Annotated in this window: 14 protein-coding genes; all 14 read left to right on the forward strand. The window is 42.3% G+C overall.

The annotated features are described in order from the left end of the window. Nucleotides 1-9: 9 nt before the first annotated feature. The 14 genes from ACHZES_RS00355 (at nucleotide 10) to ACHZES_RS00420 (ending at nucleotide 15204) form a co-directional block, all read left to right on the forward strand. Nucleotides 10-1269 (forward strand): MFS transporter, encoded by a 1260-nt coding sequence (locus ACHZES_RS00355; protein ID WP_395547690.1) that lies wholly within the window; start codon nucleotides 10-12, stop codon nucleotides 1267-1269. Between the two features lie 19 nt (nucleotides 1270-1288). Further along, on the forward strand, nucleotides 1289-2260 hold the full coding sequence (locus ACHZES_RS00360) for a PHP domain-containing protein (protein ID WP_395547348.1): 972 nt from the start codon (nucleotides 1289-1291) through the stop codon (nucleotides 2258-2260). Between the two features lie 242 nt (nucleotides 2261-2502). After that, complete coding sequence (locus ACHZES_RS00365) at nucleotides 2503-2943, forward strand: OsmC family protein (protein WP_038280701.1); 441 nt, start codon at nucleotides 2503-2505, stop codon at nucleotides 2941-2943. 68 nt (nucleotides 2944-3011) lie between these two features. Continuing rightward, nucleotides 3012-4694, forward strand: a complete 1683-nt coding sequence (lpdA, locus tag ACHZES_RS00370; RefSeq protein ID WP_395547347.1) for a dihydrolipoyl dehydrogenase — start codon at nucleotides 3012-3014, stop codon at nucleotides 4692-4694. Further along, nucleotides 4694-5614 carry a lipoate--protein ligase gene (locus ACHZES_RS00375; protein ID WP_154520886.1) on the forward strand — a complete coding sequence of 307 codons (921 nt, stop codon included), beginning with the start codon at nucleotides 4694-4696 and terminating at the stop codon, nucleotides 5612-5614. Before lpdA ends, ACHZES_RS00375 begins: the two co-directional genes overlap by 1 nt. An 84-nt stretch (nucleotides 5615-5698) precedes the next feature. Continuing rightward, complete coding sequence (locus tag ACHZES_RS00380; RefSeq protein ID WP_038280709.1) at nucleotides 5699-6133, forward strand: MarR family winged helix-turn-helix transcriptional regulator; 435 nt, start codon at nucleotides 5699-5701, stop codon at nucleotides 6131-6133. A gap of 200 nt (nucleotides 6134-6333) precedes the next feature. Beyond that, entirely contained in the window at nucleotides 6334-6585 is a 252-nt protein-coding gene (locus tag ACHZES_RS00385) for a TM1266 family iron-only hydrogenase system putative regulator (protein WP_038280711.1), read from the forward strand. 104 nt (nucleotides 6586-6689) lie between these two features. Further along, complete coding sequence (gene hydG / locus ACHZES_RS00390) at nucleotides 6690-8105, forward strand: [FeFe] hydrogenase H-cluster radical SAM maturase HydG (protein ID WP_038280714.1); 1416 nt, start codon at nucleotides 6690-6692, stop codon at nucleotides 8103-8105. Nucleotides 8106-8190: 85 nt separating this feature from the next. Then, on the forward strand, nucleotides 8191-9387 hold the full coding sequence (gene hydF / locus ACHZES_RS00395) for a [FeFe] hydrogenase H-cluster maturation GTPase HydF (protein ID WP_395547346.1): 1197 nt from the start codon (nucleotides 8191-8193) through the stop codon (nucleotides 9385-9387). 289 nt (nucleotides 9388-9676) lie between these two features. Further along, the gene (locus ACHZES_RS00400) at nucleotides 9677-10813 is read left to right on the forward strand and encodes a sodium ion-translocating decarboxylase subunit beta (RefSeq protein ID WP_038280719.1); all 1137 of its coding nucleotides are present in this window, start codon (nucleotides 9677-9679) and stop codon (nucleotides 10811-10813) included. Between the two features lie 49 nt (nucleotides 10814-10862). Further along, nucleotides 10863-11003 (forward strand): hypothetical protein, encoded by a 141-nt coding sequence (locus ACHZES_RS00405; RefSeq protein ID WP_154520884.1) that lies wholly within the window; start codon nucleotides 10863-10865, stop codon nucleotides 11001-11003. A gap of 161 nt (nucleotides 11004-11164) precedes the next feature. Further along, nucleotides 11165-12484, forward strand: coding sequence for an MATE family efflux transporter (locus tag ACHZES_RS00410; protein ID WP_395547345.1), 1320 nt, complete (start codon nucleotides 11165-11167; stop codon nucleotides 12482-12484). A 150-nt stretch (nucleotides 12485-12634) separates the two neighbouring features. Then, nucleotides 12635-13393 (forward strand): MurR/RpiR family transcriptional regulator, encoded by a 759-nt coding sequence (locus ACHZES_RS00415; RefSeq protein ID WP_038280724.1) that lies wholly within the window; start codon nucleotides 12635-12637, stop codon nucleotides 13391-13393. Between the two features lie 203 nt (nucleotides 13394-13596). Beyond that, a complete protein-coding gene (locus ACHZES_RS00420; protein WP_330372903.1) occupies nucleotides 13597-15204 on the forward strand; it encodes an alpha-glucoside-specific PTS transporter subunit IIBC in 1608 nt (535 codons plus the stop codon). Nucleotides 15205-15209: the final 5 nt, after the last annotated feature.

Consider the following 15209-nt stretch of genomic DNA (forward strand, 5'->3'; position numbering starts at 1 on the left):
TTGGACACAATGATACAACAGAAAAAGATCGGGTCAAAAAAAATGCAGTCCATGCTGTTCTGGTTATGCTGGGCAGCTTATTTTTCTACATATCTTGGGAGGTTGAATTACTCGGCCTGCTTAACGGAAATCATCAGGGCAGAAGGCTATGAAAAGGGAGCGGCAGGTTTTATTGGAACTGCATTCTTTTTTTCTTATGGCGTTGGACAGCTTTTCAGCGGAATATTGGGAGATAAGAAAAAACCTTATAAGATGATCTTTGCAGGGGTTCTGGGTTCAGGAATCTGCAATGGGGTAATGGGTCTGTCAGGATCCGTCTGGCAGATGGCGGTGGTATGGTGTGTCAATGGTCTGTTTCAGTCACTGATCTGGTCACCGATCATTAAACTGTTTTCCGACTGGATTCCCACAAGCAGCCAGAAAAAATTCTGCGTCAACATTAATAGCAGCGTCCCCATCGGAACGTTTGCAGCATACGGACTGACGGCACTTATTGTATGGAAATTCCATTGGAGAACAGTATTTTTCTTCTCTTCCCTGTGTCTGGCAGCCATCAGCCTGATTTGGTTCTTAGGCAGCCGCAAGATAAGAAAGGATTTGGAAGAAAATGGAGTTATAGAAGACCAGGTTCTTGTTTCACAGGATAAAAAACAGGCAGACGCATCCATGTGGGAATTAGTTCTGGTTTCCGGAATGATTTTCTTTTGCTTTGGACTGATGTTTCAGGGAGTTTTAAAGGATGGAGTGACCACCTGGATTCCTACCTATATCCGGGAAGAATATCATATGGAATCCGTAATTTCCATTATCAGCACCACGGTTATACCGATTTTTAACTTAAGCGGTGTTTATCTGGCATCTATTGCTAACAGGAAGATTTTTAAAAGTGAGACAGCCACATCCGCTTCCTTTTTTGTCCTGTGCGCGGGTGCGCTGATTCTGTTACGGCTCTATCATGGAGGATCCGTGATAACCGTGCTGATCTTATTTGGCCTGGCAACCACGGCGATGATGGCGGTGAATACCATGCTGGTCAGCATGGTGCCCATCTATTTCGCTCCTTACGGAAAATCATCCACAGCTTCCGGGATTTTAAATTCCTCCGCATATGCGGGAGGAGCAATCTCCGCCTATGGAATCGGAGTGTTGTCTGAAAGGGCGGGCTGGGATACCACCATTATGATCTGGATTATCATTGCCCTTTTGGGAGCATTGGCATGCACGGCCGGTAAACCCCGGTGGAAGCGTTTTTTGCATAACGGTATATAAGGGATGGGAGGAAAACAGGTTGAATAACAGAACTTATTTATTACCAGAGGCCGGAAGGTTTTATAAAGCGAACCTTCACAGCCATACAGTCGTATCAGATGGAAGAATGACGCCGGAAGAGGCTAAGGAACACTATAAGAAGCACGGGTATCAAATTATGGCGTTTACGGATCACAGGATCTACCGGAACCATGAAGAGTTAAACGATGAGGAATTCCTGGCACTTGCTGCGGTAGAGGTGGATATCAACGAGGTAAGTTCAGACAGGCTGCGCCCGGAGGATAAGACATACCACATTAATTTGTATGATACCGCCCCCGGTTATGAACGGGCCAGAAAAGAGCAGGGGATCTGTCCGGAACGCAGGTACGGAGACTTTGATTATATTAACAGGTATTTAGAGGAGATGAAGGAACTGGGATTTCTTTCCTGCTATAACCATCCATACTGGTCCTTGCAAAACTACAACGATTACAAAGGCTTAAATGGGCTTTTTGCCATGGAAATCTACAATCACGGATGCGAGCTTGACGGACTGTACGGTTATAATCCCCAGTCTTATGATGAAATGCTTCGCTTGGGCAAGCGGTTGTGGTGCCTGGCAACGGACGATAATCACAACAGTCATCCATTTGGTCATCCCCTGTGTGATTCTTTCGGAGGCTTTACCATGATAAAAGCGGAAAGTCTAAGCTATGACGCAGTTATAAACGGGCTGGTAAACGGCCATTTCTACAACTCCATGGGGCCTGAGATAAAGGAATTATATATAGAGGGCAGGGAGCTGGTAGTAAAGACCGGGCCGGTTAAAGCCATCTGCGGGATTACGGACAGTGGAAGATTCTGCCACAGAGCGACTGTGAAGGGAGAACCCCTTACAGAAGCAAGGTTCCTCCTTAAAGGGAACGAAACCTATATCCGGGTGGAATGCAAGGATGAAAAGGGGCTTTTTGCTAACAGCAATGCCTATTTTCTCTCCGGCTTGGAGTGAATCCGGATCCCACAAAGACAGCCTGGCTGACCATGTACCATTGTCATATTATAAAGTTCTTTTCTGATATTTATCGGAAAGGAACTTTTTTTATTTATCAGTCTTAATCCGACCTATTACGGCGAAAAAAGCATAGAAGTAAAAAAAGATTAAAATATATGCTTAGCTAACTATTGATTTTTCTTTTGGTATGTGTTATATTATTAACAAGAAAAATAAACACTAAAAAAGGAGATGGTATTATGTTGACTACATTTAAAGCAACAGCGAAAACACTGCCTGAGGGGTTACAGGTAGAAACAAATTCAAGAGGTTTTAAAATCCTTCTTGACGAGCCGGAAGATTTAGGTGGTACGGATACAGCTATGAACCCTGTGGAGGCCCTGTTATGTGCTCTGGGCGCATGCCAGTCCATCGTAGCGAAAGCATTTGCAGCTGCTCATGATATTACTTTTGAAGAATTCCATGTTGAATTGGAAGGTGACCTTGATCCGGACGGATTTATGGGACTGGCAGATGTAAGAAACGGTTTTCAGGAAATTCGTTTTGTAATGCATTTTAAAACAAACGAACCAAAAGAAAAAATTGAAGCGTTTGCAAAGTTTATCGAGAATACCTGCCCGGTTGGTGATTGTTTAACGAACGGTGTAAAACTAGTTTTATCCGGTGTTGCAATTGATTAATAGTATAAAAAGCAAAAAGAGCCTATATTATAAAATTGGCTCTTTTTCTATAGAAAAGGAGAAAATTTATGCTTATTAAAATGTCAATAATTCCTGGGGGGAAGATGGGCAAGGTAGGTAAAATAAATGTAAAAACAGGAGATAAGGTCACTGCCGGCGATATCCTTGTGCAAGTAGAAACAGCGAAGGGAAACCGCCAGATTAAAGCTACATCAGATGGAACAGTTTGTAAATTATTATGTGAAGAGGGCATGGAGATTGCCTCGAATGCTGATATGTTTGAAATCTCCGAGGATTCTGTAGTCAAAGAGGCTGGAATATCAGATTGCGATTGTGCCTCACAGGGAACCGCTAAGGAAACCACTGCCGATTTACTTATCATAGGAGCTGGCCCCGGCGGATATGTAGCCGCTATTTATGCCGCAAAAAGCGGCCTGAAAGTCACTCTCGTTGAGCAATCAGCATTAGGCGGTACCTGCCTTAATGTGGGGTGCATTCCTACAAAGGCACTTGTTAAATCAGCGGAAGTTTGCCACAATGTAATGAATGCGTCAGTCTTTGGGATTGAAACAGACAGTCCGGTTACGGTAAATATGAAACAAGTAATCGACCGTAAAGATAAGATCAAGGACAGACTCGTTTCCGGAATTGATTTTCTTATGAAAAAGAATGAAATCAATGTAATTTCCGGCCAGGCATCATTTATGGATAAAAATACGGTAACAATAAAAGGCGAAGAAAATTATATCATAAAGGCAAAAAATATTATCGTTGCAACAGGCTCTAAAATCTCTAATATAGCCATTCCAGGCATAGATCTTCCGTTTGTGTTAAACAGCACAAAAGCGCTGTCTGATCAAGACCTTCCAAAATCCATAACCATTATTGGCGGTGGTGTAATCGGAATGGAATTTGCATTTATCTATAAAAACTTCGGCGTTGATGTCCATGTGATTGAATTTATGGATCGTTTGCTGACCATGGTAGACAGCGATATCTCAAAAGAAATACAGGATATAGCAGAAGAGAATAACATTCACATTCACACCGGTTCAAAGGTTAAGAAAATTCAGAGTTCCGTAGATGGTATGGCAGTTATTACCTATGAAAACAATGGTGGGGAACACCTAGTGGTAAGTGAAAAAGTATTGGTAGCTATTGGCAGGGAGCCGAATCTGGAAGGGTTGTCCATTGAAAAGAGCGGTGTCTTGTTAAACAGCAATGGGAAAGGGATTCAAGCAGATCATTCCATGCGTACAAACGTAGACAACATCTATGCTATTGGCGATGTGACAAATATCATTCAACTGGCCCACGTAGCTTCCCATCAGGGGATTGTTGCCGTAGAAAATATATTAGGAAAGCATAAAGAAATGAATTACTCAGCAGTCCCTAATGTAATATTTACTTCACCGGAAATCGCAAGTGTCGGGATCGGCGAAGACGAAGCAAAAAGCAAAGATATTGACATTGAAGTAAGTAAATTTTCCTTTGCCGGAAACGGAAAGGCTTTGACGATGAATGAGCCGAGAGGCTTTTTAAAACTGATTAAAAATATAAAAACAGGAAAAATAATAGGCGGGTCAGTCATAGGTGCTGATGCATCTTCATTAATCAGCTCATTAACCTTAGCAATTGCCAATGGATTTACGGAGAAAGAAATCACTGAAACCATATTCCCACACCCTACTACCAGTGAAACGATTCATGAAGCCGCACTGGATTTTGGAATTGGAGCCTTGCATCAATAATGAAAAAAATAGTAATATCCGAAGAATTTGATCCCTATTTTAATATCGCAGCAGAGCATCAGCTATTTTTATCCTCTGAGGAAGATATTCATTTATTTCTATGGCAAAACGATTCTTCTGTGATTATAGGAAGAAACCAGAACCTATACGCAGAATGTGATTTGACTTACTTAAAGGAACATGGCATAAAAGCAGTCCGCAGGTTTTCCGGGGGCGGGGCAGTGTATCATGACAAAGGCAATGTTAATTTTACCTTTATTACAAAGGAGGCATCAGCCAACCAGGACCATTTTATCAGGCTCATACAATCTGCCATGCAACGGCTTGGGATCGACTGTGAATTTAGCGGCAGAAATGACTTATTATACAAAAACCGAAAATTTTCCGGTCACGCCTATTATACGGACGGCGATCATTACATGTATCATGGTACGGTACTGGTCAATGTAAACTTTGAACAGTTGGAACATGCCCTTACACCGTCCAAGATGAAGTTAAAGTCCAAAGGAGTCGAATCAGTAAGGAGCCGAGTCATAAATCTATCGGAAATAAACAGTGAAATCACTGCACAGTCAGTGATCCGGGCTTTTATGGAAGCCTTTGAATGCAACCATATGGAAATCATTAATAAAAAGAATTTTCAGCCGCCGTTAGAGAATGTTCTTTCATCTGACAATTGGATGTTTGCCCAATCGCCTAAATTTGATGCCCAATTGGAACGCAACTATCCATTTGGAAATATGTCCGTATCTATCTCTATCGCTGATGACCTGATTCAAAATGTGAAAATAAACACGGATAGCTTGAAGCTTTATGATTTTAAAACCTGTGAAAAAGGACTGCAGAATACCCACTTTAACGAACAGGCGGTATGGGGTTATATCGAGCAGTACCTCTCAAATCATCTTGAATTTTCATAATATCTGGAAAAGACTATGAAAAATATTGTGCACTGGATGGTTTTATGTTAATATATGAAATAAAAAAATCAGATGGTGAATACTATGTTTAATTTAGATGATTGCATCGCCTTTGTTACTTGTAAAGGGGCAAAAGATTTAGCGGATTCCTTGGAAAAGAGACTGAATCATTATAATATAACAAGAAGTCAATGGATTGCATTATATTATATTAAAAATAATAATATGATCACTCAAAAGCAGTTAGCCGATAAGATGTCTTTAAAAGAGCCTAGTGTTGTCAGGTTATTAGATAAAATGGAACTATATGGCTGGGTTAACCGCATCAGCAGCAACGATGACAAAAGAATGAAGTTTTTAGCATTAACCGATAGCGGCAAAGAGATTGAAACAGCTATGCTGGATGTTGCAGAAAAATTTAAATCTGATGTACTTAACGGCATATCACCGGAAGACCTGGATGTATTTAAAGCAACGCTTAACAAAATGCTTATAAACATTGAGGATGGTAACAAATAAGCATTATAATATAAAACAAAATTGAAAAAATTTCTCATCTATGTTATGATACAAACATAGCAGCATCCTGACACGAAAAACACTGTTTGAAGTAGAAGGTTCGGCATATGAGGAGTCTTTGATTTGCCGCGCCTTTATGGTGCGGCTTTTTTGCTTTTATAAAGCATTTATCGCCTGGATAAAAGAACGGAGGAAGAAGCATGGAGACGAGAATCGCCGTGATCGGCATCGTTGTGGAAGAGGAAGAATCTGTGGAACTGCTGAATGAGATCCTGCATGAATACCGCAAGTATATCATTGGCCGCATGGGGATCCCCTATCCGAAAAAGCAGGTAAGCATCATAAGCATAGCTGTGGATGCACCTCAAAGCATCATATCCGCAATGACCGGTAAGATCGGGAAATTAAAGGGAGTCAGCTCCAAGACGGCCTATCAGGGCGTGAAGATTTAAGAAGGATAAGAAAAGAAACAGCTGTTTCAAGGGCAATTGCCTGTGAAATTAATAAACCACTGACGGAAAAGCAAATGCTGACCCTAAAGAAAGGAAGAATTACTATGTATGATCCAAAATCGCTGAAAGCGGAAGAATTCATTTCCCACGAAGAAATTCTTGAAACTCTTGATTATGCGAAAAAAAACAAAGACAATGTAGAACTGATTGACCAGATTATTGCAAAGGCTAGGCTGGCAAAAGGTCTGACTCACCGGGAGGCATCTGTCCTCCTTGCCTGCGATATTCCGGAAAAAATTCAGGAAATCTATGATCTGGCAGAGCAGATTAAAAAGGATTTCTACGGAAGCCGCATCGTCATGTTTGCCCCTCTTTATCTTTCTAACTACTGCGTAAATGGCTGTACCTACTGTCCATACCACTTAAAAAACAAGCACATTGCCAGGAAAAAACTCTCCCTGGAAGAAGTGGAGAAGGAAGTCATCGCCCTTCAGGATATGGGACATAAACGGCTTGCCATTGAAGCAGGTGAGGATCCTGTAAATAATCCCATCGAATACATTCTGGATTGCGTCAAAACCATATATTCAATCAAACACAAAAACGGCGCCATCCGCCGGGTCAATATAAACATTGCTGCAACCACGGTAGAGAATTACCGGAAGCTGAAAGAGGCGGAGATTGGAACCTATATTCTCTTTCAGGAAACCTATCATAAGGAAAGCTACGAAAAGCTTCATCCAACAGGCCCCAAGCACGACTATTCCTACCATACCGAGGCCATGGACCGAGCCATGGAGGGCGGAATTGATGACGTAGGCCTTGGCGTACTTTTTGGTCTGGAGCTGTACCAGTATGAATTTGCAGGACTTTTGATGCATGCGGAGCATCTGGAGGCAGTTCATGGTGTAGGACCTCATACCATTAGCGTTCCCCGTATCAAAAAAGCCGATGACATTGATCCCGATGCCTTTGACAATGGGATTGATGACGAAATCTTTGCAAAGCTTTGTGCACTAATCCGGATTTCGGTTCCTTATACGGGAATGATCGTTTCCACCAGGGAAAGTCAGAAGGTAAGAGAACAGGTGATCCGCCTGGGGGTATCCCAGATCAGCGGCGGTTCCAGAACCAGCGTGGGCGGCTACCAGGAAGATATCCGTCCTACGGATACAGAGCAGTTTGACGTATCGGATCAGCGTTCCCTGGATGAGGTGGTCCACTGGCTCATGGATATGGGCTATATTCCTTCCTTCTGCACAGCGTGCTACCGGGAAGGGCGTACGGGAGACCGATTTATGAGTCTTTGCAAAAGCGGTCAGATCCAGAACTGCTGTCAGCCCAATGCCTTAATGACATTAAAAGAATATTTGATGGATTACGCTTCCGAAGATACGAGAAAAGTCGGTGAGGCATTGATCGCAGCGGAGTTAAACCATATTCCAAAGGAAAAGGTACGTCTAATCTGTGAAGACCATTTGCAAAAAATAGAAAATGGAATCAGGGATTTCCGTTTCTGATCCAGCGTGCAGATGCCAAAGTCAGGCTGGCTTGACTTTGGCTCTTTGCCATTGCGTAAAGAAATAGTAGGAAGAGGTGACAGACATGGGACTTAATGATACACCATCCTCTGAGCGGATGCACATTGGCTTTTTCGGCCGCCGCAATGCAGGAAAATCAAGTGTTGTCAATGCAGTAACAGGGCAGGAACTGTCCGTTGTATCGGAAGTAAAAGGTACTACCACAGATCCTGTTTATAAATCCATGGAGCTTCTCCCCATGGGACCGGTGGTTATTATTGATACGCCGGGCTTTGACGATGAAGGCGCTCTGGGAGAGATGCGGGTAAGGAAGACAAAGCAGATATTAAACCGGGCCGATTGTGCGGTCTTAGTTGTGGATGGGGCCGTTGGAAAGACAAAAACGGATGAAGAATTGATCCTTCTGTTTAAGGAAAAGAAGATCCCCTATGTGGTTGCTTATAATAAATGTGATTTAACCGGGCCACTAAACTATGACGACGGACTTTCTGTCAGCGCATCAGAAGGTCTGTTCATCCATGAATTAAAAGAACGGATCGGGAGTCTTGTAAACACCGGGGATACAAAAATGAGGATTGTAGGAGATTTGCTGAATCCGTACGACCTGGTGGTCCTGGTGATCCCCATTGATGAGGCAGCACCAAAGGGCCGCCTCATCCTGCCCCAGCAGCAGGTGATCCGGGATATTCTGGAGGCCGGTGCCATATCAGTGGCAGTGCGTGATACGGAGTTAAAGGAGACCCTGGAACGGTTGGGGACCAGACCGGCCCTTGTCATTACGGACAGCCAGGCCTTTGAGCAGGTAAGTAGGGATACGCCGGAAGAGATTCTTCTCACATCCTTTTCCATCCTGCTGGCCAGGTATAAGGGCTTTTTAGAGGAGGCCGTGAAAGGAGTGGCTGCCATCGGGGATTTAGAAGATGGGGATAAAATCCTGATCTCCGAGGGGTGTACCCATCACAGGCAGTGTGATGACATTGGAACCGTAAAGCTTCCCCGCTGGCTTCGGCAGCATACGGGGAAAGAGCTCCTCATTGAGACTTCCTCCGGACGGGAATTTCCGGAAGACTTGTCAGCCTATAAGCTGATCATCCACTGCGGCGGCTGTATGTTAAATGAAAGGGAAATGGAATATCGGGGAAAGTGTGCGGCGGATGCGAAGGTACCATTTACCAATTATGGAATTGCGATTGCTTATATGAAGGGGATTTTAAAAAGGAGCATAAAACCGCTTCCTGATTTGGAAGAGCTGCTGCCTTAACGGAAGTTGGTGTTAAGAGATCATAAAAATAACCGTCAACATTGACTTACGGATTTATTTATGATAAGGTAAAGACAATCAGATATGGGGGAGTAGTCAGCATGCGCCGGCTAAAGATGGCCTTCTAATTTATCAGCATGCAGTTAAATCAACATCCTGAACAGCAATGTTCTGGTTTAATTTGAAAAGACAAGACCTGTGTCCTAATTTAGGGCCGGTGCTTGTCTTTTTGGTTGTATAGGATGACTTCGCCGATACAAAAGAGTACTAGTACGAAGGGAGATTGAATATGAACTTTTTGCTTTCAGGTATTACCTCTGTCACCGTTCCACAGTTAATCATGTATCTCGTTGGTTTTTTGCTGATTTATCTTGCTGTCAAAAAAGGGTACGAGCCATCGCTTCTTCTACCTATGGGATTTGGTGCCATACTGGTCAACTTACCCATGTCCGGCGTGATCGATCAGACGCTTCCCGGTATAGGAAATACTCACGGTATTATCCAGTGGTTGTTTGAATCAGGGATCGAAGCTTCGGAGGCACTGCCTCTTCTCCTGTTTATCGGGATCGGGGCCATGATTGATTTTGGGCCTTTGTTATCAAACCCTATTATGATGCTGTTTGGTGCAGCAGCCCAGTTTGGTATCTTTTTAACGATTTCCGTAGCTGTTTTGCTTGGTTTTAACCTTTCTGACGCGGCCTCCATAGGGATCATCGGTGCTGCTGACGGCCCGACCTCTATCCTGGTATCCCAGATCCTTAAATCGAATTACATCGGACCAATCGCAGTAGCGGCTTATTCCTACATGGCCCTGGTTCCCTTAGTCCAGCCCTTTGCCATTAAGCTGGTTACCACCAAAAAAGAGCGTATGATCCGTATGCCTTATAATCCGATATCCGTATCCAAAAGGATCAGGATCCTTTTCCCCATTGCAGTTACCATGATTGCCGGATTTGTTGCACCCCAGTCCGTTTCCCTGGTGGGCTTTCTGATGTTCGGAAACCTGTTAAGAGAATGCGGCGTTTTACACAGCTTATCGGATGCGGCACAGAATATTCTTGCCAATCTGATTACCCTGCTCCTTGGAATCACCGTTTCCTTCAGCATGAGGGCGGAAGCCTTTGTAACCTGGCAGACTCTTATTATTCTCGTCCTTGGTCTTGTTGCCTTTGTATTTGACACCATAGGAGGAGTGCTGTTTGCCAAGTTCATTAATCTATTCCGTAAAAACAAGATCAATCCCATGATAGGCGCAGCCGGTATTTCAGCTTTCCCTATGTCAGCCCGCGTCGTTCAGAAGATGTCCATTAAAGAAGATCCTACCAATCATTTGTTGATGCATGCCATTGGGGCAAATGTTTCCGGGCAGATTGCCTCTGTCTTGGCAGGCGGAATTGTATTAAATCTTTTGACCACCTTATTATGACCAGTATCCGCGGGGGGTATCTCTGCTGCCGGATAGAAAGGAGCCAGCTATGCTAGATAAATTTCTTTTGTCCCTGGGAATTATGTGGAAGGGAATGTTCAGTATATTTTTAGTTATTATCGTTATCACACTTCTTATTATGGGCTTTCAGTGGCTTGAAAAAAACTTTTTGGATAAGAAGGAAGAGTGATTGACAAATAATCAAACCTGTATTATGATAGCTCTGGATTTAAATAAATAACCTGTTCTTTGCCACCGGGTAAAGAATTTTAAGGTGTTCTGAAATATTCCGTTAGGTCGTGGAAGGAATATTTTAAGAACACCTTTTTTATGTTGAAAGGAGGAGGTAAGATGGAACAATCTGCCTTAAAAAACTACACCAAATATGTGAGCCTTAATATTCTGGGAATGATGGGGCTTTCCTGCTATATACTGGCAGATACCTTTTTTGTATCAATGGCACTGGGGGCCGCAGGACTGGCGGCACTGAATTTTTCAATTGGGATTTACAGTTTAGTTCACGGTACCGGATTGATGATCGGGATAGGAGGTGCTACCCGCTACAGCATTTTAAAATCCCAGAATGAGGGAAAACAGATCAATGCCATATTTACCACCAGTTTAAAGCTTGGAATTCTGCTGGGAGTGTTGTTTGCAATCACGGGAGTCCTTGGCTCAGGGTCTCTGGCTGTATTATTGGGAGCGGATGCAGCTACATTGCCACTGACAAAGGAATATTTGAGCACTATACTCTACTTTGCTCCGTTTTTTATTCTGAACAATATCATGCTTGCATTTGTGAGAAATGACAATAATCCTAAGTTATCGATGATTGCAATGCTGACAGGCAGCCTATCCAATATAGTTTTGGACTATATATTTATGTTTCCGCTGGGGTTGGGGATGTTTGGTGCAGCTTTTGCCACCGGTCTGGCACCCGTCATCAGTCTTGTGGTTTTATCCGCCCACTTTATACAGGGGAAAAGCGGCCTTCGGTGGTTGCGAAGCAGAGTTCAGTGGAAGGCTGTCCGTGATATTCTTGGACTTGGTCTGGCCGCATTTATTACAGAGGTGTCCTCGGCGATTGTTTTGATTACCTTTAATCTGGTCATTCTGGGGCTGGAGGGAAACTTAGGGGTCGCCTCCTACGGGATTGTAGCCAATATAGCACTGGTAGGAATCTCGGTTTTTACCGGAATTGCACAGGGAATACAGCCGCTGATCAGCAAGGCCTATGGCTCAGGGGAGGGTATTACAATAAAAAAACTGCTCCGATATGCGGTGATCACCTCCCTGGTATTGGCGTCAGCAATTTATACCCTGGTATTTTTCTGTTCGGATCAAATGATCAATGTGTTCAACAGTGAGCAGAATCCGGCAATTGCACTTCTTGCAAAGGATGGGCTTAGGATCTACTTCGCCGGTTTTTTCTTTGCGGGAATCAATATTATTGTGTGCATGTATTTAAGTGCTGCCGAACGTGGGCTGAATGCGTTTATTGTTTCGGTGGCGCGGGGCTGTGTGGTTCTTGTTCCCATGGTGCTCATGCTGAGCCGGATTTTAGGAATGACGGGAGTATGGCTGGCGTTTGTTGTGACAGAAGGACTGGTGAGTGTTCTTGGTTTGATATTAGTATTTTGGAAAAAAAGGACTGAGTTTCTTCATTGGTAATACGGAAGTTTGATCGGGGGCTGAAAGAAGCGTTGCCTTCTCTTGACACTGATAAGACAAAGTGCTATAATCCTTTCCTCGGTAACATTGAATCTTTAAGAATAATCATAGGTTAGATATTGGTATCGGAGCAACCCGAATGGAGGCACCATGGTTTTAGATGACTTAGTTGTAAAGCACTACAATGAGTTAAGTGAAAATGATTACCATATTTGGAATTATATTTCAGCGAATCGTGAGGAAGTAGCAAATTTGCCAATTAACGTTGTGGCTGAACGAGTTAATGTGTCTCGGACAACCTTGATGAGATTCTCTCAGAAGCTTGGTTTGCATGGCTATAGCGAACTGAAAACCCATTTACGGTGGGAGAATATTGCACCCCGAAAAAGTTACGAAAGTATTACCGAGAAGGTAATCAATAACAACATCAATATCATCAATCGTTATAAAGAAATAGATTTTGGTGAGATGGTTCGGGCTATTTATGAGGCGCATAATATCTTTATCTATGGGACCGGAAGCTTGCAGCGTGAAGTTGCCATAGAATTAAGAAGGATGTTTCTATCCGTTAATATGATTGCCATTGATCTTCCTGGTGAAGGAGAGTTATTGAAAAGCACAAATATGCTGGGCAAGAATGACATCATTTTTATTATATCAAAAAGCGGAGAATCTGCCTTTGTTGATAATCAACTTAATAAGTTTAAAGCCAAAGGAGTCAAGATTATTTCCTTAACCAAAAGCGGACACAATAGAATTGCGATAAAAAGTGATTTTAATTTGTTTACAAATATTGAGAAGTTTGAGTTGGGGCCTGATACCGTTTTTGAAACTATGGTCCATATGTTTTTAATAATTGAAATACTTTTTGCCCGTTTTATTGATTATTACTTTACGCATGAAAGTTAATCTAAAACAACGAAGCAAGGGTTATTATTGTGTTCTGTGAAAAATCACATTATATGTGATTTTTTTTATTGTCTGTGAATAGGACCTTAATGAGGAAATCCTATTGTGTTAATATAGGAAAACGTTTATGATACAACCTACATAGGCAAGATACACTATTAACAAACAAAATGAAAAAACCAAAAGAGAGAAGGAGTACCGTTTTGAAGAAACAAAAAATTCAACAATCTATTCAAAGATTTGGTGGTGCTATGTTCACCCCAGTATTATTTTTTGCAGTATTCGGTATTATCGTAGGTCTAACTGCATTATTGAAAAATCCTCTTGTTGTTGGTGAAATTGCTAACACAGACACCACATTTTTTAAAGTTATGGATGTGATCAATGTTGGTGCCAATGCAGTATTTAAGCAAATGCCTTTATTATTCTGTATCGGTCTTCCCGTTGCATTGGCAAAAAAACAACAAGCACGTGCTGTCCTTGAAGCTTTTGTTATATATATCATCTTTATATATTTCGTATCTACTATGTTGATGTACTGGGGTCCATCGTTTGGCGTTGATTTTGATTCTGTAGCCCGGACATCTGGATTAGCTACCATCGCCGGTATTCGTACCCTTGATATGGGGATTGTGGGTGCACTTATTATCTCCGGCATTTCTGTTTGGTTACACAATAAGCTTTTCGACAAAGAACTACCAAAATATGTTGAAACCTTTAGAGGTTCTCCTTTTGTAGTATTAGTTGGTTACTTTTTGATGATTCCGGCTGCGCTTTTGGCTTGTTTGATTTGGCCGCGAGTACAATCCTTAATTGGTAATATGCAGACTTTCTTAATTGGTTCCGGTACCTTTGGTGTGTTTCTTTATACTATGCTTGAGAGAATGTTGATTCCATTGGGTTTACATCATTTCATTTATGCGCCGTTTTTATACGATTCAGCAGTTGTGGCTGGTGGAATCAAAGCATATTGGGTAGAACATTTACCTGAATATGCGACAATGACTGGGTCTTTAAGATCATTTTTCCCGGAAGGTGGCTTTGCCCTTACTGGTATGGGTAAAATGTTTGCTCCATTTGGTATTTCTTTAGCATTTTACTCAACAGCAAGACCTGAACGTAGAAAGAAAATCTTAGCAATTTTGGTGCCGGTTTTAATTACAGCTGTGTTTACTGGTATTACCGAGCCACTTGAATTTACCTTCCTGTTTGTCGCACCGTTATTGTTTGTGGTTCATGCGTTTTTATCTGCTGCTATGGCAGCAATCACATTTATGTTTGGCATTACAGGAGATTTCTCCTTGGGATTGATTCAAAATGCCACCTTGAACTGGCTTCCCCTTGGTGCTACCCAATGGGCAAGTTACTTGATTCAAATAGCAATCGGTATTGTGTTTGTAGGTATCTATTTTGTATTGTTCCGTTTCTTGATTTTAAAATTTAACCTTAAAACACCTGGACGGGAAGACGGAGATGCAGAAACGAAACTATATACGAAAGCGGATTATCGTGAGAAAACCGGTCAAATTACCGGGGCAAATGTTGAATCCGGTTTGTCCATTCATGCCCAACAGGCAGCAGCATACCTTGAAGGATTAGGAGGGCAAGAGAACATTGAAGATGTAACCAATTGTGCCACCCGTCTTCGTGTTACTGTAAAAGACCCTGGCAAGGTATTAGCAAGGGAATACTTTACTGAAAAAGGAGCTTATGGACTTGTAGCAAAAGATCATTCTTATCAGGTAATTGTTGGCTTAACAGTCCCAACAGTGCGGGAAGAATTTGAGAAAATTATTCATATTAAGGAATAGCATGA

The sequence above is a fragment of the Lacrimispora sanguinis genome (genome assembly GCF_044987295.1).
Taxonomy (GTDB): Bacteria; Bacillota; Clostridia; order Lachnospirales; family Lachnospiraceae; genus Lacrimispora; species Lacrimispora celerecrescens_B.

What these genes read in the sequence shown, in the direction of transcription:
- ACHZES_RS00355 (WP_395547690.1), top strand. Translation starts at nt 10, where the DNA reads ATGATACAACAGAAAAAGATCGGGTCAAAAAAAATGCAGTCCATGCTG.
- ACHZES_RS00365 (WP_038280701.1), top strand. Translation starts at nt 2,503, where the DNA reads ATGTTGACTACATTTAAAGCAACAGCGAAAACACTGCCTGAGGGGTTA.
- lpdA (WP_395547347.1), top strand. Translation starts at nt 3,012, where the DNA reads ATGCTTATTAAAATGTCAATAATTCCTGGGGGGAAGATGGGCAAGGTA.
- ACHZES_RS00375 (WP_154520886.1), top strand. Translation starts at nt 4,694, where the DNA reads ATGAAAAAAATAGTAATATCCGAAGAATTTGATCCCTATTTTAATATC.
- ACHZES_RS00380 (WP_038280709.1), top strand. Translation starts at nt 5,699, where the DNA reads ATGTTTAATTTAGATGATTGCATCGCCTTTGTTACTTGTAAAGGGGCA.
- ACHZES_RS00385 (WP_038280711.1), top strand. Translation starts at nt 6,334, where the DNA reads ATGGAGACGAGAATCGCCGTGATCGGCATCGTTGTGGAAGAGGAAGAA.
- hydG (WP_038280714.1), top strand. Translation starts at nt 6,690, where the DNA reads ATGTATGATCCAAAATCGCTGAAAGCGGAAGAATTCATTTCCCACGAA.
- hydF (WP_395547346.1), top strand. Translation starts at nt 8,191, where the DNA reads ATGGGACTTAATGATACACCATCCTCTGAGCGGATGCACATTGGCTTT.
- ACHZES_RS00400 (WP_038280719.1), top strand. Translation starts at nt 9,677, where the DNA reads ATGAACTTTTTGCTTTCAGGTATTACCTCTGTCACCGTTCCACAGTTA.
- ACHZES_RS00405 (WP_154520884.1), top strand. Translation starts at nt 10,863, where the DNA reads ATGCTAGATAAATTTCTTTTGTCCCTGGGAATTATGTGGAAGGGAATG.
- ACHZES_RS00410 (WP_395547345.1), top strand. Translation starts at nt 11,165, where the DNA reads ATGGAACAATCTGCCTTAAAAAACTACACCAAATATGTGAGCCTTAAT.
- ACHZES_RS00415 (WP_038280724.1), top strand. Translation starts at nt 12,635, where the DNA reads ATGGTTTTAGATGACTTAGTTGTAAAGCACTACAATGAGTTAAGTGAA.